We start from the raw sequence: 24,164 nt of genomic DNA, 5'->3' as shown, positions 1-24,164 counted from the left end.
TCCGCCCGAATACCGAGTCCACCCGGACGGTGGGGAGCCGGATCGCCGGTTCTCAGCGGCCAGCCAGCTCGACCGGCACGATCTGACGCCCGACGATCGGCTCGTCGAGGAGCCCCGGCCGCCAGGGCAGACAGGACGCCCCCACCGCCGAGGCGAACGAGGGCAGATCGAGCCCCTGCGGGGTGAGGAACATCCGCTCGAGGACCGGCCGCGGCGCGGCCGCGTGCTCCAGTCCCCCGAAGATCGCCCCGCCGTGGTCGTCCAGCACGATGACCTGGAGGTCGACGTCGTCCTCGCACTCGCCGCGCACCAGGGCCATGGCGTCGTGGGTGAAGGTGAGGTCGCCCACGACGACCCGCACCGGCCGCCCTGTCCCCAGGGCCAGACCGATACCGGTGCTCACCGTCCCGTCGATGCCGGCCAGGCCACGGTTGGCGTGGGCGTCCGGGCTCGTCGCGGCGGGGACGGCGTGCCGGTCGAAGGAGCGGATGACATCGGAGGCGCCGATGACGAGCAGCGGCGCATCCGCCCGTGTCGAGGCCTGCCAGATGGCGTCGCACACCTGCTGTTTCACGGTGGCAGTGCCAGGTCGGTCGGCGTCCTGCCAGCGGCGCAACCAGGGCTCCTCGACGTGCACGGACGCGAGCTCGACCGGACCGGCCACGACGCGGGCGACGCCGGCGACGTCGGTCCACCGGGAGCGATCCGTGACGACCGTCACCCCGGGCCGGGCCAGCAGCCGTGACACCGGCCGCGACAGGGTTGGATGTCCCAGGACGAGGACGGCCTCGACGGCGTCGACCAGATCGGGCCGGCCGGACAGGACCCCCTGGTAGTCGGTGAGGGCGGTGCTCCCGGCCCGCGCCCCGGAGGTCGGTTCGGCCAGCAGCGGCCACCTGCCCTCCTCGGCGAGCTGGCGGGCGAGCGGTCCGGCCCCGTCCCCGGCGACGACGACGGTCCGGGCGGGCATGACCAGCGGCGTCGGCGCGGTGCGTGCTGGATCCACCCGACGCCGTGCCGGTGGTGCGGGAGCCCACGGGTCATCGGGCACGAGTGGTTCGCGGAAGCTCACGTTGAGGTGCACCGGTCCGGGGTCGCGGCTCAACGCCCCGGTCGCCGCGGTCACCGCGCGCAGGACGAGCGCGTCGAGCCGCTCGTCGGCTGGGAACCCGGCGGGCACGTCGGTGCGCAGATGGGGCGAAGGACCGAGGATCCCGGTCTGGATCGTCGTCTGGTTGGCTCCGGTGTGCCACATCTCGGCCGGGCGGTCGGCCGAGATGACGACGAGGGGCACCCCGGCCGCGTCGGCCTCGAGGACGGCCGGGTGAAGGTTGGCCACCGCGGTGCCCGAGGTCGTCACGATCGCGGCCGGATGACCGCCACGCCCCAGCCCCAGGGCGACGAAGGCCGCCGCCCGCTCGTCGAGGCGCACGTGCAGGCTCAGCAGGCCTGCCGCCGCGGCGTCGTGGAGGGCATAGGCCACGGGGGCGTCCCGCGATCCCGGGCAGTGGACGACGTGCTCGACCCCGGCGGCCACGAGGGCCAGCACGAGGCGTCGGGCCAGCTCGGTCGATTCGTTCATCGTCCCTCCAGGGCAGCGCAGCTGGCCTCCAGTCGGCCGAGCCAGCGCCTGGCCAGGTCGGCGTCGGGTTCGTCGGTGAAGGCCGACGGGTCGACGTCGGCCCGTCGCACCGGCAGGACCCCTCCGGTGGGCAGCAGGGAGGAGGCGGCGACGTCCCCCCGGAAGAGTCGCACGGTGCCCAGTCCGCAGGCGTGGTCGAGACGGGGCAGGGCTCCGGCCAGCCGGGTGGCCAGCCCGATGCCGATGCTCGTGTCGAGGGCCGAGGAGACGACGGCCGGCAACCCGGCCGCCTCGACGACCTCGAGCGCCCGCCGCACCCCGCCCAGGGGCTGCACCTTGACGACGATGAGGTCGGCGGCCCCGGCGCGGGCGACCGCCACCGGGTCCTCGGCGCGGCGCACGGACTCGTCGGCGGCCACGGGCACCTCGACCCGACGCCGCACCCGGGCGAGCTCGTCGACGCCCGGGCAGGGCTGCTCGACGTACTCCAGCCCGCCGGCGGCACGGTCGAGCCGCCCGATGGCCCGCACCGCCGTCTCGACGTCCCAGGCCGCATTGGCGTCGACGCGCACACGCCCACCCGGCCCCAGGGCGTCGGCCACCGCCTCGACGCGGGCCACGTCGTCGGCCAGGTCGCTGCGCGGGTCGGCGACCTTGACCTTGGCGGTGCGGCATCCCGACGCCGCGACGAGCTCATGGGCCACTGCAGCCGGCACGACGGGCACGGTGACGTTGACCGGCACCTCGTCACGGACGGCGTCGGGCAGCTCCTCGGTCGCCCCCTCGAGGGCTGCGCGCAGCCACGAGGCCGATTCGACCGGGTCGTAGTCCCAGAAGGGTGACCATTCCGCCCAGCCGGCCGGCCCGTGCAGCACCATCCCCTCGCGCACCTCGATGCGCCGGAACCGTACGGTGAGCGGCACCGACCAGACGCCAAGCTCGTCGATCCCCCGGTCGGCGAGGGCGGCGGGCACGGCCAGCCGGTGCAGCCGCAACGCCCCGCTCATTTCTTCTCGGAACCCTCGCCGGTCCTCAGGGCGGCGACGAAGGCCTCCTGGGGCACCTCGACCGAGCCGACCATCTTCATCCGCTTCTTGCCGGCCTTCTGCTTCTCCAACAGCTTGCGCTTGCGCGAGATGTCGCCGCCGTAGCACTTGGCCAGGACGTCCTTGCGGACCGCACGGATGGTCTCGCGGGCGATGACCCGGGCCCCGATGGCCGCCTGGATGGGCACCTCGAACTGCTGGCGCGGGATGAGTTCCTTGAGCTTGGCGGCCATGGCGACGCCATAGGCGTAGGCCTTGTCGCGGTGGACGATGGAGCTGAAGGCGTCGACCGGGTCGCCGTTGAGGAGGATGTCGACCTTGACGAGGTCGGACGCCTCCTCCCCGGACTCGTGGTAGTCGAGGGAGGCGTAGCCCTTGGTGCGCGACTTGAGCTGGTCGAAGAAGTCGAAGACGATCTCCGACAGGGGCAGCCGGTACCGGATCTCGACCCGGTCGGCCGACAGGTAGTCCATGCCCTGCTGCACCCCACGGCGCTGCTGACACAGCTCGAGGATGGTGCCGATGAACTCGGCCGGGGCCAGGATCGTCGCGTCGACGACCGGCTCGAACACCTCGGCGATCCGTCCCTCGGTCGGGTACTCGGAGGGGTTCGTCACGGTCGCCTCGGAGCCGTCCTCCATGACGACGCGGTAGACGACCGAGGGTGCGGTGCTGATGAGGTCGAGGTCGAACTCCCGCTCGAGCCGTTCCCGGACGATCTCCATGTGGAGCAGGCCGAGGAAGCCGACCCGGAAGCCGAATCCCAGGGCGGTGGAGGTCTCCGGTTCGTAGACGAGGGCGGCGTCGTTGAGCTGGAGCTTGTCGAGGGCGTCACGCAGCTCGGGGAAGTCCTGGGCGTCGATGGGGAACAGTCCCGAGTACACCATGGGCCGCGGGTGCTGGTACCCGCCCAGGTCGCTGGCGGCCGGTGCGGACGCCAGGGTGACGGTGTCGCCGACCCGCGACTGGCGGACGTCCTTGACGCCGGTGATGAGGTAGCCGACCTCCCCGGCGCCGATCCCGGCGGATGGCACCATCTCGGGCGAGATGACGCCGATCTCGAGGATCTCGTGGGTGGCCCGGGTGCTCATCATGAGGATCCTGTCGCGGGCCGCCAGCCTCCCGTCGACGACCCGCACATAGGTGACGACGCCGCGGTAGGTGTCGTAGACCGAGTCGAAGATGAGGGCCCGGGCCGGGGCGTCCGGGGTGCCGGTTGGCGCCGGGACCCGGGCGACGATGGCGTCGAGCAGCTCGGTGACGCCGACCCCGGTCTTGGCCGAGACCCGCAGGACGTCGGCCGGGTCGCAGCCGATGATCCCGGCGATCTCCTCGGCATGCTTGTCGGGCTCGGCCCCGGGCAGGTCGATCTTGTTGAGCACGGGGATGATCTCGAGATCGGCCTCCAGCGCCAGGTAGAGGTTGGCCAGGGTCTGCGCCTCGATGCCCTGGGCGGCGTCGACGAGGAGGACGGCCCCCTCGCAGGCCTGGAGGGACCGCGACACCTCGTAGGTGAAGTCGACGTGCCCGGGGGTGTCGATCATGTTGAGGACGTGGTCGACGCCGCCGGCCGCCCACGGCATGCGCACCGCCTGGGACTTGATGGTGATGCCGCGTTCGCGCTCGATGTCCATCCGGTCGAGGTACTGGGCCCGGGCGTCCCGCTCGGACAGCACGCCGGTGATCTGCAGCATCCGGTCGGCCAGGGTGGACTTGCCGTGGTCGATGTGGGCGATGATGCAGAAATTGCGGATGACCGACTGGGCGGTGGCTCCGGGCTGCGGGCTGGACGCTGACATCTGCTCCCTCGGTGTCGTCGTGGAGTCGGATCGCCGACTCGGCATCCCAGTCTTTCACGAGGTCGGTGATCTACGCTGGGGTCATGTCCTCGCACCCCGTGCCCGACGACGAGCCACAGCTGGACGCCGCCACCCGACAGTCCTTCGACCTGCGCTGGGAACGCTACCTGCCCGACCTCGAGGTCGGCATCCGCAAGGTCTACCGCGACCGTGCCGATGAGACGATCGCCCGGGTGAGGTCGATCATCCTCGCCAGACTGGCCGAGCGGTCGGCCGAGCTGCGGCGGCTGGACGAGGCCCGGCTCCTCGAGCCCGACTGGCTGCAGAAGCCCCAGCAGATCGGTTACGTCGCCTACGCCGACCGGTTCGCCGGCACCCTGTCCGGGGTCGGTGAGCACCTCGACCACCTCGCTGACCTCGGCGTGAGCTACCTGCACCTCATGCCGCTGCTGCAACCGCGCCCCGGCGAGTCCGACGGCGGCTACGCCGTCGCCGACTACCGGAGGGTGCGCCCCGATCTGGGGACGATGGACGATCTGGCCGAGCTCACCGGCAAGCTGCGTCGCCGACACATCAGCCTCGTCATGGACCTGGTCCTCAACCACGTCGCAGCCGAGCACGAGTGGGCGCGCAGGGCCTGCGCCGGCGATCCGCGGTACCGCGAGTACTTCCACATCCTCGACGACCGCGACCAGGTGGACGCCTGGGAGAGGTCGCTGCCGGAGGTCTTCCCCGACTTCGCGCCGGGGAACTTCACGTGGAACGACGAGCTCGACGGCTGGGTGTGGACGACCTTCAACTCCTTCCAGTGGGACCTCAACTGGGCCAACCCGGACGTCTTCTGCGAGTTCGTCGACCTCATCGCCTACCTGGCCAACCAGGGGGTGGAGGTGTTCCGACTCGACGCCATCGCCTTCATCTGGAAGCAGATGGGCACCGACTGCCAGAACGAGCCACCGGTGCACGACATCACCCAGTCGCTGCGCCAGGCCCTGCGCATCCTCGCCCCGGCGGTCGCCTTCAAGGCCGAGGCCATCGTCGGGCCCGGCGACCTCATCTCCTACCTCGGCCGCGGGCGGCACGCCGGCAAGGTGTCCGACATGGCCTACCACAACGCCCTCATGGTGCACCTGTGGAGCACCCTGGCCTCGCGCGACTGCACCCTCATGGAGACCGCGCTGCGCAAGTTCCCCGACAAGCCGACGTCGACGACCTGGGGCACCTACGTGCGTTGCCACGACGACATCGGTTGGGCCATCGACGACCCCGACGCTTGGGACGCGGGGATGGACCCGTACGCCCACCGCCGGTTCCTCTCGGACTTCTACTCCGGGCAGTTCCCCGGCTCGTTCGCCCGCGGGCTCGTCTTCCAGGCGAATCCGGCCACCGGGGACCGGCGGATCTCCGGCTCCCTGGCCAGCCTGGCCGGGCTCGAGCTGGCCCTGGAGAAGGGCGATCGGGCGCGCATCGACGATGCCATCGCACGGATCGTCATGCTCCACACGGCGATCCTCGGCTATGGCGGCGTCCCGCTGCTGTGGATGGGCGACGAGGTGGGGATGCTCAACGACGACGGCTACGTCGACGACCCCGATCACGCCGCCGACAACCGGTGGGTCCATCGTCCGGTCATGGACTGGGACCGGGTGGCGCAGGCGAGGTCGGATCCGTCGTCGGTGCCCGGACGTATCTGGGCGGGGATTCGGCGGGCCATCGAGGTGCGCCGCACCTGCCCTGAGTTGCACGCCAGTGTCGAGACGGTGGTGCTTCCCTCCCCCGACAAGAGGGTCATGATGTGGGGACGCCCGCACCCCGAGGGCAGCCTCATCGAGCTCTACAACGTCACCGAGGATGCCGTCTGGTTCCCGCTGGGGGCGGTGCGCGAATCCCTGGGTGACAGCGCCGTCGAGCTGCTCAGCGGGTTCGACTACGACCTCACCCCGGCGATGATCCGACTCGAGCCCTACGACTGCCTCTGGTTGTCGTCGCGGGACTGATCCTCCCGGCTGCCGGCCGGCGTGAGTACTCCCGGGTGATTTGGGGGCGGACGCCGGGGCTGGTAGTGTGTCCTGTCGCGCCCGCCCAGGCGCACGACCACGTCAACTCAAGGAAAACAGAGGCTGCCCAGTGCCCAACATCAAGTCGCAGATCAAGCGCGTGAAGACCAACGAGAAGTCCCGCCAGCGCAACAAGGCCGTCAAGTCGGCCCTGCGTACCTACGTGCGCAACTTCCGTCGGGCTGCCGAGGCCGGCGACACCGAGAAGGCCACCGAGTTCGCCAAGGTCGCCAACCGTCAGCTCGACAAGGCGGTCTCCAAGGGCGTCATCCACAAGAACCAGGCCGCCAACCGCAAGTCGGCCATCTCCAAGAAGCTCAACGAGCTGGCCTGATCCAGGCCGCTGCGCCCGCCTCGCCCGAACCGGGCACCGGGCTCGCATCGCGAGCGCTGCGGGTGTGACGGGAGCGCCCCGACCCACTGGGTGGTCGGGGCGCTGTTCGTCGTTCCCGACAGTTCCGCATCCCGGCGTGACGAGGTCGTCGCTCCCCCCCCCCCGGCCTGGTCAGCGCACGGTACCGGTCAGTGCACGGGGCGCGCCGAGCGAGCCGCCTCGATGGCCAGGATCATGGCCTCCAGGGCGTAGTCCGGGTCGACGGCAGCGCCCTTGACGGCGGCGTCGGCGGTGGCCACCTCGCGCATGGCCCGAGCGACGGCGAGCCGGTCCCAGCGACGCCGCTGGGACTCCAGGTCCTTGAGTTTCCAGGGCGGGACACCGATGGCGCTGGCGATCTGGCCGTCGCCCATCCGTTGGGTCCGGGCGTCGAGGTAGCGTCCCAGGCTGCGCAGCCCGGTGGCCATGGCGCTGGTGACGAGGACCGGTGCGACCCCGGTCGACAGGGCCCAACGCAGCTTCTCGAGGGCCTCGTCGACCCTGCCGGCCAGGACGGCGTCGGCGACGGCATAGGAGGTCACCTCGACCCGCCCACCGAAGTAGGTGTGCACGGCCTCGGCGTCAACCGGCCCCTCGGCGTCGGCGGCGAGCTGGGCGACGGCCGCGGCCAGGGTGCGCAGGTCGCTGCCGAGGCTCTGGTGAAGGGCGGCGACGGCGTCGGCGTCCATCCGCAGACCGGCTCGGCGGGCCTCCCCCGAGATGAAATCGGGGACCTTCCACGGTTTGGGGGCGACGGCGTCGACCTTGTGGACCTTCGCCTTGCGCAGCTTGTCGAGAATGCCCTTGCCCTTGACGCCTCCGGGGTGGACCAGGACGAGGCAGAGATCCTCGGCAGGGTCGGCGGCGGTCTCGACGACGAGGTCGACGAGCTGCCTGTCGATGTCCCCGAGCTGGCGCAGGACGACGGCGGTGGCGCGACTGAAGAGGGAGCCGCCGGTGGCCTCGACGAAACGGCCGGCGTCGAGCTGGGTGCCGTCGAGGTCGATGACCTCGACCTGCGGCTCCTCGGTGCGGGCGGCACCGATCCGCTCGGCCACGGCGCGGTCGCTCAGCAGCGTCTCCGAGCCGTGGACGAGCAGGCAGGTACCGAACACCGAACCAGTCACGGCGACCATCATGCCAGTGGGGTGAGTCAGTGCGAGTGAAGCCAGGACAGCCGCCGGGCCAGCAGGTCCATGGGGGCGGCGTCATTGCGGGCCCCGGGGATCTCACGGTAAAGCTGACCCCAGGCGGCCTGCGGGGTGAGGCTGTGGTCGCGGGCGAAGTCGAGCAGGGCGGTGTGGATCTGCCGGCGCATCTCCCTGGGGTCATCGATGGTGTCGTACACCGACCCGCCGGCGCGTTGGACGGCGATGAGGTCCTCGCGTCGCTCCTGGCGTTCCTGGGCGGCCCGGGACGCGCGTGCGGCCCGCCGGTCACGGGCCACCTGGCGGGCCTGCTCGGCGCGGTGCTTCTCGTCGCGGGCCAACAGCGCCCGCTCCTGGGCGGGGGTGAGCAGGCCGTCGAGGGCGAACAACCCCCCGTCACTGGGGGTCGGGGCGTAGGTGTCGATGACCTCGCCGAGGATGGCGTCGGAGGCGATGGCCTGCCAGCTGCCGGTCTCGGCGTCCGGCTCGGTGCGTTCCCGGTTCGCCTCCTCGATGAGGTCGGGTTCGGTGGGCGGCCCGATGACGTGGTCGCGCTGCTCCTCCATCTGCGAGGCCAGCCCGAGCAGGCGGGAGACGGCCGGCAGGAAGACCGTGGCTCGCTCCTTGCGGTTGCGGGCGCGCACGACCCGGCCGACCATCTGGGCGAAGAACAGCGGGGTGGACGCCGTCGTCGAGTAGACGAGGACGGCGGCGTCGGGGACGTCGACCCCCTCGGTGATGAGCCGGACGCAGACCGCGCAGATGGCCTCGGGGTCGTCACGGTAGGTCGCGAGCTTGCGACTGGAGGCGACGTCCTCGGAGAGGATGACCGCGGCCTCGTCGCCGGTGACCTGACGCCACACCTCGGCGTACTCCTTGGCGACCTTCTGGTTCGACGCCGGGATGAGCACCTTGGCGTGCGGGATCCGGCCGGAGTCGCGCAGCTGGTTGACCCTCGCCCAGGCCGCCGCCATGACATGGGCGATCCATTCTCCGTCGGGGTCGAGGGCGGTACGCCAGGCCATCTCCTCGGTGGCCCGGGTGAGCTCGGAGTCACCGAGGATGGCGGTGTGCTCCTCGCCGACGGCGTCGGTCCAGGTCGACCGGCCCGAGTAGGTGGCGAAGGTCACCGGCCGCACGACGCCGTCACGCAGCGCCTCCTCGTAGCCGTAGGAGTAGTCCGAGACCGACTCGAACACCCCCTCGCCGACGTCCTCGTACCGCACGTGGGCGATCCTGGCCTCGTCGGAGCGGAACGGGGTGCCGGTGACGCCGAGGCGGCGCCTGGCCCCCGAGAAGGCGTCGATGACCCCCGATCCCCAGCTCATGACGTCACCGGCGTGGTGGATCTCGTCGAAGATGACGAGGCAGCGGTGGCTGGTGGCCCGTCCGGCGTGCATGGCGGGGTTCTGGGCCACCTGGGCGTAGGTGACGACGCAGCCGTGGGCGTCGGAAGGGAGCCGTTCGGAGTTGGGGGTGTCGCGCAGGTCGAATCCCTGACGCCGGGCCGCGGCGATCCACTGGGAGCGCAGGTGGTCGGTGGGGCAGACGACGATGACCCGGTTGACCAGGTGGTTCTGCCACAGGTGGGCCGCCACCGCCAGGGTGAAGGTCGTCTTGCCGGCCCCCGGGGTGGCGCAGACGAGCCAGTCGGTGGGGTCATCGGCGATGTACCGGTCGAGGGCCTCCCGCTGCCAGGTGCGCAACCGCATCGGCATGCGCGGACCCTTCGTCGTGAACCGTGAGCCCACCGTTCCCCCTCCCGACGACCGGTCGTGCCACCGGCGGACCACCGTAGCGCAGCAGGGCGTCGAAACCGACATCGCCACCCCGCGCAGGTCGGCCGATGTGGCCCCGCACGACCCTAGGATGCCGGCCATGGCCGCACCCCCCGAGGAGAGCAGACCGTCACGTCTCGTCACGGCGTGGACGGTGCTCAAGGACGTCCTCGACCCGACGACCCTCGTCGTCCTCGTCACCGCCCTCGTCCTGCTCCTCGTCGGCCTGTTCGGCGGTTGGCGCTCGGCCACCGCGGCGACGTCGACCGAGGTGAGGACGGTCAGGGCCGACCAGACCGTGCAGGCCGGACCATGGCGGATCGCCGCGCGCAAGGCCCACGCGCTGCCCTCCCTCGGCACCCTCGTCCCGGCCAGGCCCGGGCAGCGCCTCATCGCCCTGTCGATGACCGTGACAAACACCTCGAAGCTGCCGGTGCACGCCGCCCTGCTGAAGCAGACCCTCACACCCACCCTCAAGGACCAGCTCGACTGGTCCGGGAAGGTGTCGAAGGTCCCACGCGTCGACGTGTACCGAGCGGTCGACGACACCGCAGCGGCGACCATCGGGCCGTCCATGCCGGCCACCTACGTCATCGTGTGGTTCCAGTCGACCTCGCAGCCGGCACCGAGCACCCTCGAGGTCGACGTCACCGGCTGGACGTACCGACGGTCCTCCCTGGACGGGTCCAGGCAGTGGCTCGACCCGACGGTGACCGCGCACCTGTCCGTCCCGGTCGAGGAGGCCCGATGAGGACCCGTCGGCTCAGCCTCATCGTCGTCATCGTCGCCGCCCTGGCCCTGGGGTCGTGGGTGAACTCCCTGCTGCCCGACGCGACGGCCATCGCAGACCGGCCGTACGTACGGCACGGCACCATCGGGCAGAGGGTGTCGATGCGCACCGGTGACGTGACGGTCACCCGGGTGCGCACGGCGCACATCGTGACGACCGCCCTGCAGAAGGGATCGACGACCGGGGTGTGGGTCGTCGTCGATCTCACGTGGACGGCGCATGACGAGCCCTCGCCGCTGTACGGGCCGTACCTCGTGGCCACTGACGGACGCACCTACGGGGGCAGCAGTCGGTGTCGTCGACGTGCTCACTCGTGCAGACCGAGGTGCCCATGCGCTGCCAGCTGGCCGTCGAGGTGGCCAAGGACGCCCTGGCCGGGGCGGTCCTGCGGTTCCCCGCCCAGCTCGCCGGCGACGAGACGGCCGATGACGTCGTCGAGATCGATCCCCGGTGGTCGGTCCAGGACGCCGCCTCGCTGGCGTCGACGAGCAGCACCATCGCGCTGAGACAGGCGGAGGCGGCCTCATGAGATGGTGGCGCGACAACCGTTGGGGTCTGCTGGCCCTCCTCCTGCTCGTCCCGTTGCGCGTGGCGGCGAACTCGTACCGGTACGTCCAGGTGTTCCGGCCACACACCTTCTCGCACGAGGTGCGCGCCGATGCAGGGGGAACGGCTCATCTGGACCAGGTGGCCGAACTCGCCCATCCGCAGGTGCGGCGGGTGGCCGACGTCACCCTCATCGACGCGGCCCGCGACGGCGGTGGTGAGCGCTCGGTGCCGACGGGCATGTCCCTGTGGCACGTGACGTTCCTCGTCCGGGCCGATCCCGGCGTACCGATGACGACCTGCGAGGTGTCCCTCCTCGACGGTGAGGGACGCACCTACCAGCCGGACGTCCTCGTCACGGGCAAGTCCTTCTCCTCGACCCGCACCTCGTGCGTGCCCTTCGACAACCCGGGGCCGTCGATCGACCCGCTCACCGGGGCCCTCGTGCCGGAGGGGTCGCGTCCGCCGAGCTGGCAGGTGGAGTCGTGGTTCGCGCTGCCCACCGCGGTGAGTCCCACCCAGGCACGGATTCGTTGAGACCATCCGGACTACCTCACCTTCCCCGTCAAGGAGGGGTGATGACGGCGTCGACCTCGGCCTCGCGCTCTCCCTCCCCCGCGTCACGCCCACGGCATGCCCACCTGCCCGGCCCGGGAGCCCTCGTCGGTGAGGCGCTCGGCGGGTTCGCCCTGGTCGTCGGCAAGGCCCTCGTCGTCCTGGGACGCCATCTCCCGATGATGCTCGCCCTCTACCTGGCCGGGGCGACGGTTCGTGGGGCCGTGCTGTGGGCGGCGGTCACGGTGAGCGCGTGGAACTCGACCCTCGGAGTGCTCCTCGTGCCGGTGGCCCCATCGCCACCCTGCTGTCGTGGGTGGCGATCCTGCGGGTCATCACACCGAGCCTGCCCGCCTTCGCCGAGGCCGACCGCGGCCGCAACCTCTCCTCGCGCATCCAGGCGGCGAGCCAGGTGCTCATCCCCTTCCTGGCCGTCTACGCCGCCCAGGGTCTGCTCAAGGCCGACGGCCAGGCCTTCGTCCACGACGTCATCCTCGACGAGACGATGACCCAGCTCTACCTCGACCCGAACCGCACCGCGCTGGCGACCGGATGGAAGCTCGTCGCCATCGTCGTCATCGCCATGGTGGCCCGCAAGGTCATCGCCGGGCTCCAGCTCGGCAGGCGCAACGCCGGCTGGGCGTCGCTGGCCGGCTACCTCGAGGCCCTGTGGATGATCACCCTGTCGGTGACCTTCGCCGCGAAGATCGCCCAGGTGCGGGCCTGGGTGACGAGCCGGGTCGCCATCGCTCGGGTCATCGACTGGTGGCACCGGCTCGGCGAGGTGGCGAGCCCGGTGACCTCGACGATCGAGTGGATCGGGTCGATGCTCGGTGATCTGGGTGCGGTCGTCATCGTCCCGGTGTCGTGGCTGGCCATCGGCGCAGCCGTGTACGGCGAACAACTCCGCAAGACCCCTCCCTTCCTCACCCCCGAGCAGGCCGATGCCCGACTCAAGCGCATCCCACGCCCGGTGACCCGAATCGGAGCGCGCGTCGTCGAACCGGTCGTGACGCCGATCAGGTCGACCATGGACGCCCTGCGCAGTGTCGCCAGCGCCGGCCTGGTGCCGATGGTGCTGTTCTGCCTGACGTTCATCCTGCTCAACCGGATCACGGCGGCCACCGCGTACGGCCTGCGCGCCCTCGTCGGACCGCAGGACATGGTGACGCGGGTGACCATCGCCCCGTACCTCACCCTCGTCGACAACCTCGTGCAGACGATCGCGATCATGGCCCTGCTCGGGGCGGCGGTCGACCACGTCGTGCGCTCGCAGCGGACCACGGATGCCGCCCCGTCCCGAGTCGCCGGGCAGGACGAGGTCTCGGGTGACGCGCCGACCCCCGCCACCCCTGCGGGGGCCCCGCCCACCGCGACGGCCCCGTCGGCCGAGGAACCGAGCTCATCGGCGTCCGGCGCCCCGGACGACCAGGCCTGACGCGCCCCGCCCCACCGACAGCGAGCCCTCCCGGTCGGTGCGGTGGACCGTCATCGACAGCTCGGCGGCCAGCCGCAGCGCCTTGGGGGCGGGATGCCCGTACGGGTTGTCGATCCCGGCCGAGGAGATGGCCAGACGTGCCCCGGTGGCCGCCCAGAACTCCCGGTCCTGACGGGAGGACCCGTGGTGGGGCATGACGATGAGGTCGGCCGCCAGATCCGGGTGACGTCGATGGGCCGACTGCTGACCGAGCGGTTCGATGTCCCCGGTGACGAGGGCCTTCACCGAGCCGCTCGTGGCCCGCACGAGCACCGAGGAGTTGTTCTCGGTGCTCGACTCGCCGTTGCCCTCCTCCTCGACGCCGACCAGCGGCGAGTCGACGACCTCCACCCTCGCCTCTCCCACCCGGAGCACCTCCCCGGGGGCGACATGGCGGACGACGGCACCGGCGGCGCGTCCCCGGGCTGCGATCCGTCGTGCCTCGTGCGCCGGTGAGTCGAGGTCGGAGACGAGCACCAGATGCGTCGTGCGCAGCCCCAGGACGGCGTCGAGGCCGCCGATGTGGTCGGCGTGGTAATGACTGAGGACGACGAGCGGCAACTCCCGGACGCCGGCGTCGGACAGGCACGTGCGCAGCGGCCCCGGCTCGGGCCCGGTGTCGACGAGGACCGCCGAGTGGGGTCCGGCCCGGATGAGTGTGGCGCTGCCCTGCCCGACGTCGCAGACGATGACCGACCAAGGCCCCGGCCAACCCGGCACCGGCATCCTCACGACCGCAGCCGCGACGACGACCACGAGCGCCACGAGGGTCGACCATCGCCGCGACAGGACGGCCGGCGTCATCCAGGCCAGCCCCAAGCAGATCCCGGCGAGCACCACCAGACCCAGCGGTCCGGCGGGCCACGTGAGCAGACCGGCAGGTGCCCGGGCACCGGCGTGGGCGATCCACAGCACCGGCTGGACGCACCACCCGGCCAGCCATCCGGCCGGCACCCCGAGGGGGGTCCACAGGCTCGCGGCGATGGCCGCCGTCATGCCGAGGATCGTCGCCGGACCGACGAACGGTGCAGCGACCATGTTCGCCACCAGGCCGGTCATCGAGACCGAGCCGGACAGCCAGGTGACGACGGGTTGGGTCGCCAGCTGCGCCGCCCACGGCACGACGAGGGCGCGCGCCGGGCCGTCCCCCGCCCAGGACATGGCACGCGCCCAGGGCGGTGTCCACCACAGGATGCCGGCCGTGGCACTGACCGACAACCACAACCCCACCGATCGCGACAGCCACGGGTCGACGAGCATGAGCGCACTCACCGCGACGCACAGGGCTCGCACCCCGGCCGAACGGTCGAAGGACACCCCGGTGGCGGCCAGGGTCACCAGCCCCATCGCCGCAGCTCGCACCACCGACGGCTCGGCCCGGCACACGAGGACGAACCCCACGACGCCGAGCACCGAGACGACCTGCAACCATGGTCGCCGCCAGCCCAGCCAGGACCCCACCCACCACAGCAGCGCCGTCGTCGAGGCGAGGTTGGCCCCCGAGACCGCCGTGAGGTGGGTCAGTGAGGTGGCCTTGAAGTCCTCGGTGACCGACTCGGGCACCGCTGACGTGTCCCCCACGACGAGCGAGGGCACGAGGGCGCGCTGCTCGGCCCGGTCGTGCGCCACCGCTGCGACGAGCGCCCGACGCACCCGATTGACGCCTCGGTCGAGGTGATTCGGTCCGGCGACGACCCGCGGTGGCCCACGCACCGTCAACCGTCCGGCCTGAGGATCGTCGGCTTCGCTCGGTGCCAGGCGTCCCGACAGGTCGACGACCTGCCCCACCGACACCTGGCACAGCTCATGCCCACCACTCGAGCTGGCCATGAGCGGCGCCGACTGCCGAATGACCGTTCCGCGGCCGGACACCCGGGCCGTCCGCACCGGCAGCAGGGTGAGTTCCGGTCGGAACCCTCGGGCCGCCAGCACCCGGCACTCTCCGGTCACGACCACCCTCGCCGTGACGACCGCGCGGTCGGCGGCGAGTCGGGCGATCCCGACTCCGTGCATCGCCCACTCCCGGGCGCCGCCGGCCGTGGCGACGACCGCGGCGACGAGAAGCGTCAGGGCGACGGATCGGCGTCGACGCAGGCCGACCGCCACGAGGAGGCACGCGCCGACGAGGCCGACCGTCCACACCCGGTGTCCGCCGGTGGCCACCGCCGCCACGACCACCGAGGCCAGTGCGACCGGGACCATACGCAGGTCGGGGCGAGCGTCAGATGCGGACATGGTCCTTGAGCCGGGCGAAGGTCTTGGGCCCGATGCCGTCGATCTCCTGGAGTTCGTCGACCTTGGTGAACCGCCCGTGTTGCTGCCGCCAGGCGAGGATACGGCCGGCCATCACCGGGCCGACGCCGTCGATGGCCTCGAGCTGGGACTGGCTGGCGGTGTTGAGGTCGACGAGGTCGCTGGGTCCCGCACCGGCCGACCCGGACCCAGTGGCCGCCGACTGGGGTGTTCCGGCGCCGGCGACCGAACCGGCGGACCCCGTTGCGGCCGGCGGCACGAGCGTCCCGTTGCCGGCCGCCGGAATGACGACCTGGCATCCGTCGCAGACCGGCTGGGCCAGGTTGAGGGTGCCCGGGTGGGCGCCGGTCGTCATCCCGCCCGCGGCGTCCACGGCGTCGACGACCCGCGCCCCGACCGGAACCTCGTGGACACCGGGCCGGGCCACCCTGCCGATGACGTGGACTCGAATCACCGCGGGACTGGCGGACGCCGGGAGCGGTTCCGGGGCCCCGGACGGACGGGACGCACCGGCCGTCGAGGAGTCGGTCCGGTCGGCTGGCCGGCCACCGCTGGGGTCGCCGGTGGAGGCAGCTGGAGCCGGGGTCCCCGTCGCGACGAGCTGGGGAGCCTCGGGCACCGTCGAGGGGCGCGACCTCATGAGCCCGACCCCGACGACGGCCAGGACGAGCACGAGGACGACTCCGACGGCCGTGAGATGGGCAGGCTGGACGCGCCGTCGACCATCCTCGGGGCCAGCGGGATCGTCGGGCGGCACGTCGCGGGCGGGCAATTGGGACAGCAGGTTCTCGAGTCGGTCTCGAAAGGCATCACTCACATGACAGTTGTCGTCAAAACCGCCTCGAATCCGGCACCCAGTTGAGAATCTGTGGACAACGCACAAGGCCCCCGTGGAGGTTGTCCACAGGGGCCTTGTCGTCAGGGTCTCACCGGGCGACGATCGAGATCATCCTCGGGAGCTTGGCGATGACCTTGACGATCTGCTTGCCGTCGAGGAACCGCTGGACGTTCGGATCGGCCAGGGCCGCCGCACGGGCCTCCTCCTCGCCGATGTGCGGGTCGACCTGGATCTTGGCGCGCACCTTGCCGCTCACCTGGACGACCATCGTCACCTCCTGGGCGACGAGCAGTGCCGGATCGGCCGTCGGCCAGGTGGAGTTGGCCACCGAGGGCTCCAGACCGAGCAGCTCCCACATGTCCTCGGCCACGTACGGGGCGAAGAGGCTCATGACCTGGGCGGTGAAGGTCACCGCCTCGCGCACGGCCGGGTCCTGCGCACCGCAACCGGTGTCGATGGCCTTGCGGGTGGCGTTGACGAGCTCCATGGCGCGGGCGACGATGACGTTGAACCGTCCCGACTCGAGCAGCTCGCTCACCTCGGCGATGGCCCGGTGGGTGGTGCGCCGCAGTGCGACGTCACCGCTGGCGACATCGGCGTCGACCGGGCTGTCGACGTCGTGGGCGACCCGCCAGGCACGCTGGAGGAACTTGAGACTCGCCCCGGGCGAGACGTCGGCCCAGTCGATGTCGTCCTCGGGCGGGCCGGCGAAGATGACGGTGGTGCGGACGGCGTCCACCCCGAACTCGTCGATCTGCTTGCCCAGGTCGACGCCGTTGCCCAGGGACTTCGACATGGCCTTGCCCTGGTTGATGACCTGGCCCTGGTTCATGAGCCGGGTGAAGGGCTCGTCGAAGTCGACCAGCCCCAGGTCGTGCAGCACCTTGGTGAAAAACCGCGAGTAGAGCAGGTGCATCGTCGCGTGCTCGACACCACCGACGTACTGCGACACCGGCATCCAGCGGCGCACCGCGTCGAGGTCGAAGGGCCCCTCCGCGTAGTGCGGCGAGCAGTAACGCAGGAAGTACCAGGAGGAGTCGACGAAGGTGTCCATGGTGTCGGTGTCACGCTCGGCCGGGCCGCCGCAGGTGGGGCAGGGCACCTCGCGCCAGGCCGTGGCCTCCTCACCGGCCAGCGGGGAGGTGCCCTTGGGGGCCAGGTCGGCTCCACGCAGGTCGGGAAGGCGCACCGGGAGCTGGTCCTCGGGCACTGGGACGTCGCCGCAGGCCGGGCAGTGGACGATGGGGATGGGGCAGCCCCAGAACCGCTGGCGACTGAGCAGCCAGTCGCGCAGCCGGTAGGTGACCGTCGGCTCGCCGATGGACCGCTCGTCGAGGAATCGGCACATCGCCGAGATGGCCTCGGCCTTCGTCGTCATGCCGTCGAGGAAACCGGAGTTCTCGTAGGCGCCGTCGCCGACGGTCGCCACCCCGGACTCGCGCGGATCCTCCTGACCGGTGTCGATGACCGGGACGACCGGGAGCCCGTAGGTGCGGGCGAAGTCGAGGTCGCGCTGGTCGTGGGCGGGAACGGCCATGATGGCTCCGGTGCCGTACTCGGACAGGACGTAGTCCGCGGCCCACACCGGGATCTTCTCCCCGTTGACCGGATTGGTCGCCTGGACACCGAGGTCGACGCCGGTCTTGACGTGCTCGGTCGACTGACGCTCGATCTCGGTCTGCTTCTTGACCTGCTCGAGGTACTCCTCGAAGGCCGGACGCTGCTCGTCCGAGACGATCTCGTCGGCCAGCTGGGCGTCGGGGGCGACGACCATGAAGGTGGCCCCGAAGAGGGTGTCCGGACGGGTCGTGAAGACCCGCACCGGCTCCTCCCGGCCGTCGATGACGAAGTCGACGTAGGCCCCCTCGGACCGGCCGATCCAGTTGCGCTGCATGTTGAGGACGCGGTCGGGCCAGTTGCCCTCGATCTGCGCCATGTCGTCGAGCAGACGCTGCGCGTAGTCGGTGATCTTGAAGTACCACTGGTTGAGCTGTCGCTTGGTGACGATGGCGCCGCACCGCTCGCAGCGCCCCTCCTTGACCTGCTCGTTGGCCAGGACCGTCTGGTCGTTCGGGCACCAGTTGGCCCAGGAGTCCTTGCGGTAGGCCAACCCCTTGGCGAAGAACTGGAGGAAGAGCCACTGGGTCCAGCGGTAGTACTCCTCGTCGGAGGTGTGCAGACGGTGCGACCAGTCGAAGGAGATCCCGTAGCGCCGGAAGGAAGCCGCCTGGGTGTCGATGTTGGCGTAGGTCCACTCGGCCGGATGGGTGCCGTGCCGGATGGCGGCGTTCTCCGCCGGCAGACCGAAGGAGTCCCAGCCGACCGGGTGCAGCACGTCGAAGCCCTTGAGCCGCCAGTAGCGCGCGACGACGTCGCCGATGGCGAAGGCCTCGGCGTGGCCCATGTGGAGGTCGCCCGAGGGGTAGGCGAACATGTCGAGGACGTAGCGGCGTTCCCTCGACCCGTCGTCCAGGGCTGCGAAGGTCTCGTGCTCCTGCCAGAACCTCGCCCATTTCTCCTGCGACCGGGCGGCGTCGTACCCACGACCCGCGGCGTCCACGGCCTCGCTCACTGCTGTTCCTCCACGTCCTGCCGCGCCAGGACGGGCGGCACACAGGCCGAACTCTAGCAACGTGACCAGATGAGGATTCCCTTCCCTTCGTTGTGGACCGTTCAACGACCGACGAAGATGTCGGTCATGACGAACCCCTCCCCCACCCTCGCCGATGGCCACCCGGCGAACGAGTCGGCCTCGGGAGGCAGCCTGTCGTCCAAACTCAACTGGTTGCGCGCCGCGGTCCTCGGCGCCAATGACGGGATCCTCTCGACCGCCGGCCTCGTCATGGGCGTCGCCGGCGCATCGGCGACCCGCGGGCAGCTGCTCGTCGCCGGCCTGGCCGGGGTCGTCGCCGGGGCGCTGTCGATGGCCGGTGGCGAGTTCGTCTCGGTGAGTTCACAGAAGGACACCGAACAGGCCGAGTTGGCCGTGGAGGCCGACGAACTGCGGCTCTACCCCGAGTCGGAGTTCGCCGAGCTCGTCGACATCTACCGGGCCAAGGGGCTGTCCGAGGGCACCGCCCGTGAGGTCGCGCGGGAGCTCACCGAGCACGATGCCCTGCGTGCCCACGCCGAGGCCGAGCTCGGCATCGACCCGGACGACTTCACCAACCCGTGGCATGCCGCCATCGCCTCGATGGCGGCGTTCACGGTCGGTGCCATCATCCCGCTGCTGGCCATGGTGCTGTCGCCGAGCTCCTCCCGCGTCATCGCCACGATCGTCGCCACGATGATCGGGCTGCTGCTCACCGGATTCGGCTCGGCGGCCACCGGAGGAGGGCCCAAGTGGCGCCCCATGGTCCGCAACGTCGTCGTCGGCGCCCTCGGCATGGGCGTCACCTACGCCGTGGGCCTGGTCGTCGGCCAGCACGTCTGACCCCGTCCCCGCCGGATCGACCCTCCTCACGCCGCCCCGTCTCGGGCGACCGGGGCGGTCTCGACGATGACGTAGGGGTCACGCTCGAGGGCGTCCCAGGCCTCCGGCGGCAGCATCGACCGGTGGACGACGTCGAGCGCCCCCAGCAACAGGGCGTCGATGCACTCCAGTTCGCCGCCGCGCTCGAGGCAGACCGAGGTCGTCGCCCCGTCCCCGCACAGCCACGCCGCCAGCCCACAGAGGCCGAGGACCGGGCCGGCGAGGTGGTCGGGGCAGTGGTGCAGCACCTGCTTCCACAGGTCGACCAGTCGGCGGGCGTCGGCACGTTCGGTGCCCTGCCACAGGGCGATCTGGATCATCGGCAGTTCGAGCATGCGGGCCAGGTGCACCGCCGTCAGGGCATCGATCCCCGCCGGGTGCGGACCGGGCTCGTCCTCCTCCATCGTCGGGGCCGCGAGCAAGGTGTCGGCCAGGTCGAACAAGTCGGGCAGAGTCATCTCGCGGAGCATCCGCCAGGACTCGTCGAAGAGCTCGGCGTCCTCGGGGCGGGGTTCTGGTCCGGGACCGGCGACCGTGCGTGCCAGGGCGGCCCGGTCCGGCAGCACCGACAGGCCACGGTAGATGGCCTCGGCGGCTGCGCGGCCGTCGTCGACCACCGGGTGCCCCTCCTCCTCGTCGATCCCCCACCACGAGCTGCCGTCGGTGACGACGGCGTCGAGCACCCGCGAGCACCTCAACGACGACAACCCTTCCCGGAGCACCTGCTGTCCGGTGGGGATGTCGTCGGTGAAGACGACGAAGAGCAGGTCGGTCCCCGGATGACACGCCTCGAGGGACCCGACACCGGCCCGGAAGCCCTCCGGGGAGGCCATGGCGGGCAGGTCCATGCGGGCGACGAGCCCGGCCGCCGGACAGGTCCGGGGGCCGACGATCATGACGACGAGGCTGTCGGTGGGTCGGAAGCCGAGCAGATGGGGCAGCACGGTGATGACGTCGTCGACGGAGCGGATGTGCAGGGGAGAATGTGTGGTGTTCCTCATGACCACAGTTATCGGGGCGTCCGGCGAAATCCGGCACCCGACCGCCCAGCTGTGGACGGGATCGTCCGGGCCCCTGTGGACAACCCACGTAGGCTGAGGGGCATGAGCCACCCCGACATCAGCCAGTACCGGCCGCCTCGGCACCGATCCGGCTGGCTCCTCGTCGTCGCCGCCGTCATCGTCGTCGGGGCTGTTCTCGTCGCAGGGTGGCGTCTGGCCCGGACCCCCGACATCGCCTCGACCACCCCGACACCGTCCGCGACCGGTGCACCGACGACCTCGCCCGTCCGGGTGCCCACGGCCGTGGCGACGTCGAACTCGGTGCCCTTCCAGACGAGCTCGGGTGACGCCAAGGGCGTGTGGACCATCACCGGCACGAACTGGCAGGGAGGCCAGGTCGTCGTCTCCATGACGATCCGGGTGACCGAGGGCACGCTCTCGGACTACTCCTTCTTCCTCATGGAGAACGACACGGCAGCCGTGCACCGACCCACTCCCGGAGCGGCCGACGACATGTCCACCGGCACCATCGAGGCAGGACGGACCGTCCATGGCACGGTGACGATCATCTCGCCGCACACCGCAGCGACCCTCGTCCTCACCCTGGCCGACGACCGTGACCCGGTCACCGCCCTCGAGGTCCCCGCCTGAGCCGAGCGGACACCCCGGGCACGTCTGCCGTCCCGGGCTCGATCAGACGACCTCGATCCGCGGGTACACCGGACGCCACATGGTGTCGAAGATCGTCTGCACCGGATTGCCCAGCTCGACCTGCGCCAGGCCCTCATCCGCCGCGGCCTGGGCCACGGCGATGGCCACCCGGGCCGAGATCGGCCTCAGCTGGTCGATGTCCGGCAGGACCGACGCGCCGCGCTCCCGGGACATGTCGACACTCGAGAGGGCCTGGGCGGCCGCGGCGATCATCCCCTGCGAGACGAGACGGGCCCGTGAGGCGATGACTCCCAGCCCCACCCCCGGGAAGATGAGGGCGTTGTTGGCCTGGGCGATGTGGTACGTGACACCGTGGTACGGCACCGGCTCGAACGGGGATCCGGTGGCGATGAGGGCCCTCCCGTCGGTCCACTCGAGGATGTCGCTCGGCAGCGCCTCCGCCTTCGACGTCGGGTTCGACAGCGGCATGATGATGGGCCGCTCGCAGTCGCCCGCCATCATCCGGACGATCCGCTCGTCGAAGGCCCCCGACTGCGCCGAGCACCCGATGAGGATGGTGGGCCTGACGTTGCGGACGACGTCGGCCAGTCCGTACCGACCCGGGACGTCGAGCTTCCAGCCGGCCAACTCGCCGGCCGGCCGGGCGTAGGGCTCCTGGAAGTCGCGCATCCGCAGGCCCTCCCGCAGCAGACCACGCGACCCCAGGCCCCAGAAATGGGTTCGCGCCTCGTGCTCGTCGATGCCCATCTGGGTCATGAGGCGCAAGGTGAGGTTGGCGATGCCGATACCGGCCGACCCGGCTCCGTGGACGACGATCCTGTGGTCGGTGAGCCGGGTGCCGGAGGCCTTGACGGCGCTCACCAAGGCGGCCAGGACGACGGCCGCGGTGCCCTGGATGTCGTCGTTGAAGGTGCAGTGCTCCTCGCGGTACTTGTGGAGGATGCGCATGGCGTTGGAGGCGCCGAAGTCCTCCCAGTGCAGCATGGCGTGCGGGAACAGCCTCGTGGCGGTCTCGACGTAACGGTCGATGAAGTCGTCGTACCGCTGCCCACGCACCCGGGCGTGACGCACCCCGAGATAGCCCTCGTCGTTGAGCAGATCGAGGTTGTCGGTGCCGACGTCAAGGACGACTGGGAGGACGCGATGCGGGTGGATGCCGGCAGCGGCCGTGTAGACGGCGAGCTTGCCGACGGTGATGGCCACCCCACCGACGCCCTGGTCGCCGATGCCGAGGATTCCCTCGGAGTCGGTGGCGACGATGAGGTCGACGTCGTCGGGCCCGTGACCCATCGAGGTGAGGGCCGACTCGATGCCGTCGGGGTCGTCGATGGACAGGTAGACGCCGCGCGGGCGGTGGTACCAGTGGCTGTACTCCTGGATCGCCTGCCCGATCGTCGGGGTGTAGACGATCGGCAGCATCTCCTCGATGTGCTCCGAGAGCAGCCGGAAGTACAGCACCTCGTTCCGGTCGTGCATGGTGTTGAGGTAGAGGTACTTGCTCAGCGGGTCGGGCTGGGTGCAGTACTGCGCATACACCCGCTTGAGCTGGTCGCTCATGTCCATGACGCCGGACGGCATGAGCCCGGACAGCCCCAGGGCGCGTCGTTCCTCCGCGGTGAACGCGGTGCCCCGGTTGATGAGGGGGTTGGAGAGCACCTCGGAGCCGCGGGCTCCGATGCGCACGACCTCACCCTCGGGGGTGTCGACGAACTCGAACGAATCGCTCATCTCACCGGCCCAGACTGTTGACCGTGTCACGGAGCCGCTCGGCGGACTCGTGGAGCTTGGTGATCTCGTCGTCACTCATGGGAACCGGCACCACCCGCTCGATCCCGTCGCGGGAGACGAGGCAGGGCATGGACAGGGCGACCCCGGACACCCCGTGGACGTCGTCGAGGACGCTCGACAGGGGCAGGATGGAGCGGCCCGCGTCGAGCAGGGACTCGGCCAGCCGAGCCCCGGTCAAGCCGATGGCGTAGTTCGTCGCCCCCTTGCCCTCGATGATCTTGTAGGCGGCGAAGGCGGCCTCGTGGGCCAGGTCGTCGAGCACCTCGTCGGTGAAGACGAGCTCCCCGTCGACCTTCCAGTCGCGGATCGGCACGCCGGCGATCTGGGCGCTCGACCACAGCGGGAACTCCGAGTCGCCGTGCTCCCCGACGATCGTCGCGTGGACGTTGCGCTGGGAGACGTTGGCCCACTGGCGGATGAGCCACCGCAGTCGCGAGGTGTCGAGCATGGTGCCGGTCGCGAAGACCCGGCTGGCCGGCAGCCCGGAGATCTCCTGGGCGACGACGGTGAGGACGTCGCAGGGGTTGGTGACGAGGACGTACAGCGCATTCGGCGACTGCTCGAGCAGCTGCGGCATGAGCGAGCGGAGGATGTTCGCGTTGACGCCGGCCAGGTCGAGTCGCGTCTGACCCGGCTTCTGCTTGGCTCCGGCGGTGATGAACACGATGTCCGAGTCGGCGGTGTCCTTGATGTCGGCCCCGCCCATGACCGACGCCGGGGTGAACTGCGTCCCGTGCGCCAGGTCGAGCACCTCGGCCTCGACCTTGTCCTTGGCGATGTCGTACAGACAGACGATGTCGGCGGACCCACGGATGAGACAGGCGTAGGCCAGGGAGCTGCCGACGCTGCCGGCACCGATGACGGAGATCTTGGAGGCTCGACGTGTCACTTCGCTGGTGGTCATGGTCCTCATCATAGAAGTCGGGCCCTGACACAGGTCGGGGCGCGACCCAACTGGGTCGACGTCACCCGGGACGACCCGGCCGGGT

19 protein-coding genes are annotated in these 24,164 nt (G+C 70.9%); 8 read left to right on the top strand and 11 right to left on the bottom strand.

The features are described 5' to 3' along the window. Positions 1-52: 52 nt before the first annotated feature. From menD to lepA, 3 genes are read right to left on the bottom strand one after another with little or no spacing between them, the layout of a single operon-like run. A complete protein-coding gene (gene menD / locus E0E30_RS03740) occupies positions 53-1,582 on the bottom strand; it encodes a 2-succinyl-5-enolpyruvyl-6-hydroxy-3-cyclohexene-1-carboxylic-acid synthase (RefSeq protein ID WP_245306489.1) in 1,530 nt (509 codons plus the stop codon). Next, positions 1,579-2,589: an o-succinylbenzoate synthase gene (locus E0E30_RS03735; RefSeq protein WP_130865154.1), complete on the bottom strand. Its 1,011-nt coding sequence runs from the start codon at positions 2,587-2,589 to the stop codon at positions 1,579-1,581. Before E0E30_RS03735 ends, menD begins: the two co-directional genes overlap by 4 nt. Then, on the bottom strand, positions 2,586-4,427 hold the full coding sequence (lepA, locus tag E0E30_RS03730) for a translation elongation factor 4 (RefSeq protein WP_130865153.1): 1,842 nt from the start codon (positions 4,425-4,427) through the stop codon (positions 2,586-2,588). The genes E0E30_RS03735 and lepA overlap by 4 nt, the downstream gene beginning before the upstream one ends. An 83-nt stretch (positions 4,428-4,510) precedes the next feature. Between lepA and E0E30_RS03725 the strand changes: the two genes are divergently transcribed. Both E0E30_RS03725 and rpsT read left to right on the top strand, forming a co-directional pair. Then, positions 4,511-6,424, top strand: coding sequence for an alpha-amylase family protein (locus E0E30_RS03725; RefSeq protein ID WP_130865152.1), 1,914 nt, complete (start codon positions 4,511-4,513; stop codon positions 6,422-6,424). Between the two features lie 130 nt (positions 6,425-6,554). Continuing rightward, on the top strand, positions 6,555-6,818 hold the full coding sequence (gene rpsT / locus E0E30_RS03720) for a 30S ribosomal protein S20 (protein ID WP_130865151.1): 264 nt from the start codon (positions 6,555-6,557) through the stop codon (positions 6,816-6,818). Between the two features lie 188 nt (positions 6,819-7,006). On the opposite strand, the gene holA is transcribed toward rpsT, so the two are convergent. Together holA and E0E30_RS03710 are read right to left on the bottom strand one after the other, a co-directional pair. Next, positions 7,007-7,984 carry a DNA polymerase III subunit delta gene (gene holA, locus E0E30_RS03715; protein ID WP_245306488.1) on the bottom strand — a complete coding sequence of 326 codons (978 nt, stop codon included), beginning with the start codon at positions 7,982-7,984 and terminating at the stop codon, positions 7,007-7,009. 26 nt (positions 7,985-8,010) lie between these two features. Beyond that, positions 8,011-9,723 carry a DEAD/DEAH box helicase gene (locus E0E30_RS03710; RefSeq protein WP_130865149.1) on the bottom strand — a complete coding sequence of 571 codons (1,713 nt, stop codon included), beginning with the start codon at positions 9,721-9,723 and terminating at the stop codon, positions 8,011-8,013. Between the two features lie 160 nt (positions 9,724-9,883). Here E0E30_RS03710 and E0E30_RS03705 point away from each other — a divergent pair, with 160 nt between their 5' ends. The 4 genes from E0E30_RS03705 (at position 9,884) to E0E30_RS03690 (ending at position 13,112) form a co-directional block, all read left to right on the top strand. Next, the gene (locus E0E30_RS03705) at positions 9,884-10,534 is read left to right on the top strand and encodes a hypothetical protein (RefSeq protein ID WP_130865148.1); all 651 of its coding nucleotides are present in this window, start codon (positions 9,884-9,886) and stop codon (positions 10,532-10,534) included. Positions 10,535-10,904: 370 nt separating this feature from the next. Further along, positions 10,905-11,102 carry a hypothetical protein gene (locus E0E30_RS03700; RefSeq protein WP_130865147.1) on the top strand — a complete coding sequence of 66 codons (198 nt, stop codon included), beginning with the start codon at positions 10,905-10,907 and terminating at the stop codon, positions 11,100-11,102. Then, positions 11,099-11,656, top strand: a complete 558-nt coding sequence (locus E0E30_RS03695) for a hypothetical protein (protein WP_130865146.1) — start codon at positions 11,099-11,101, stop codon at positions 11,654-11,656. The genes E0E30_RS03700 and E0E30_RS03695 overlap by 4 nt, the downstream gene beginning before the upstream one ends. Positions 11,657-11,927: 271 nt before the next feature. Further along, positions 11,928-13,112 carry a hypothetical protein gene (locus E0E30_RS03690; RefSeq protein ID WP_130865145.1) on the top strand — a complete coding sequence of 395 codons (1,185 nt, stop codon included), beginning with the start codon at positions 11,928-11,930 and terminating at the stop codon, positions 13,110-13,112. Here E0E30_RS03690 and E0E30_RS03685 read toward each other — a convergent pair. The 3 genes from E0E30_RS03685 to leuS form a co-directional block, all read right to left on the bottom strand. Continuing rightward, positions 13,077-15,353: a ComEC/Rec2 family competence protein gene (locus E0E30_RS03685; protein ID WP_130866721.1), complete on the bottom strand. Its 2,277-nt coding sequence runs from the start codon at positions 15,351-15,353 to the stop codon at positions 13,077-13,079. The two genes, E0E30_RS03690 and E0E30_RS03685, sit on opposite strands and share 36 nt — an antisense overlap. Positions 15,354-15,372: 19 nt before the next feature. Beyond that, positions 15,373-16,221, bottom strand: a complete 849-nt coding sequence (locus E0E30_RS03680) for a helix-hairpin-helix domain-containing protein (RefSeq protein WP_130865144.1) — start codon at positions 16,219-16,221, stop codon at positions 15,373-15,375. Positions 16,222-16,330: 109 nt separating this feature from the next. Then, the gene (leuS, locus tag E0E30_RS03675; protein ID WP_130866720.1) at positions 16,331-18,802 is read right to left on the bottom strand and encodes a leucine--tRNA ligase; all 2,472 of its coding nucleotides are present in this window, start codon (positions 18,800-18,802) and stop codon (positions 16,331-16,333) included. A 138-nt stretch (positions 18,803-18,940) separates the two neighbouring features. Here leuS and E0E30_RS03670 point away from each other — a divergent pair, with 138 nt between their 5' ends. Further along, on the top strand, positions 18,941-19,675 hold the full coding sequence (locus E0E30_RS03670; RefSeq protein ID WP_210115766.1) for a VIT1/CCC1 transporter family protein: 735 nt from the start codon (positions 18,941-18,943) through the stop codon (positions 19,673-19,675). A 26-nt stretch (positions 19,676-19,701) separates the two neighbouring features. Here the strand turns inward: E0E30_RS03670 and E0E30_RS03665 are convergent, their stop codons facing one another. Further along, positions 19,702-20,715 (bottom strand): DUF4192 domain-containing protein, encoded by a 1,014-nt coding sequence (locus E0E30_RS03665; protein WP_130865142.1) that lies wholly within the window; start codon positions 20,713-20,715, stop codon positions 19,702-19,704. Between the two features lie 102 nt (positions 20,716-20,817). Between E0E30_RS03665 and E0E30_RS03660 the strand changes: the two genes are divergently transcribed. After that, positions 20,818-21,366 carry a hypothetical protein gene (locus E0E30_RS03660; RefSeq protein ID WP_130865141.1) on the top strand — a complete coding sequence of 183 codons (549 nt, stop codon included), beginning with the start codon at positions 20,818-20,820 and terminating at the stop codon, positions 21,364-21,366. Positions 21,367-21,408: 42 nt separating this feature from the next. Here E0E30_RS03660 and E0E30_RS03655 read toward each other — a convergent pair whose 3' ends face one another. Then, complete coding sequence (locus tag E0E30_RS03655) at positions 21,409-23,115, bottom strand: NAD-dependent malic enzyme (RefSeq protein ID WP_130865140.1); 1,707 nt, start codon at positions 23,113-23,115, stop codon at positions 21,409-21,411. A gap of 1 nt (position 23,116) precedes the next feature. Next, positions 23,117-24,079, bottom strand: a complete 963-nt coding sequence (locus E0E30_RS03650) for an L-lactate dehydrogenase (RefSeq protein WP_411913987.1) — start codon at positions 24,077-24,079, stop codon at positions 23,117-23,119. Between the last annotated feature and the right edge of the window lie 85 nt (positions 24,080-24,164).

It is taken from the genome of Acidipropionibacterium timonense (assembly GCF_900605005.1).
Lineage (GTDB): Bacteria > Actinomycetota > Actinomycetes > Propionibacteriales > Propionibacteriaceae > Cutibacterium > Cutibacterium timonense.
This window is presented reverse-complemented; position numbering and strand designations above follow the sequence as displayed.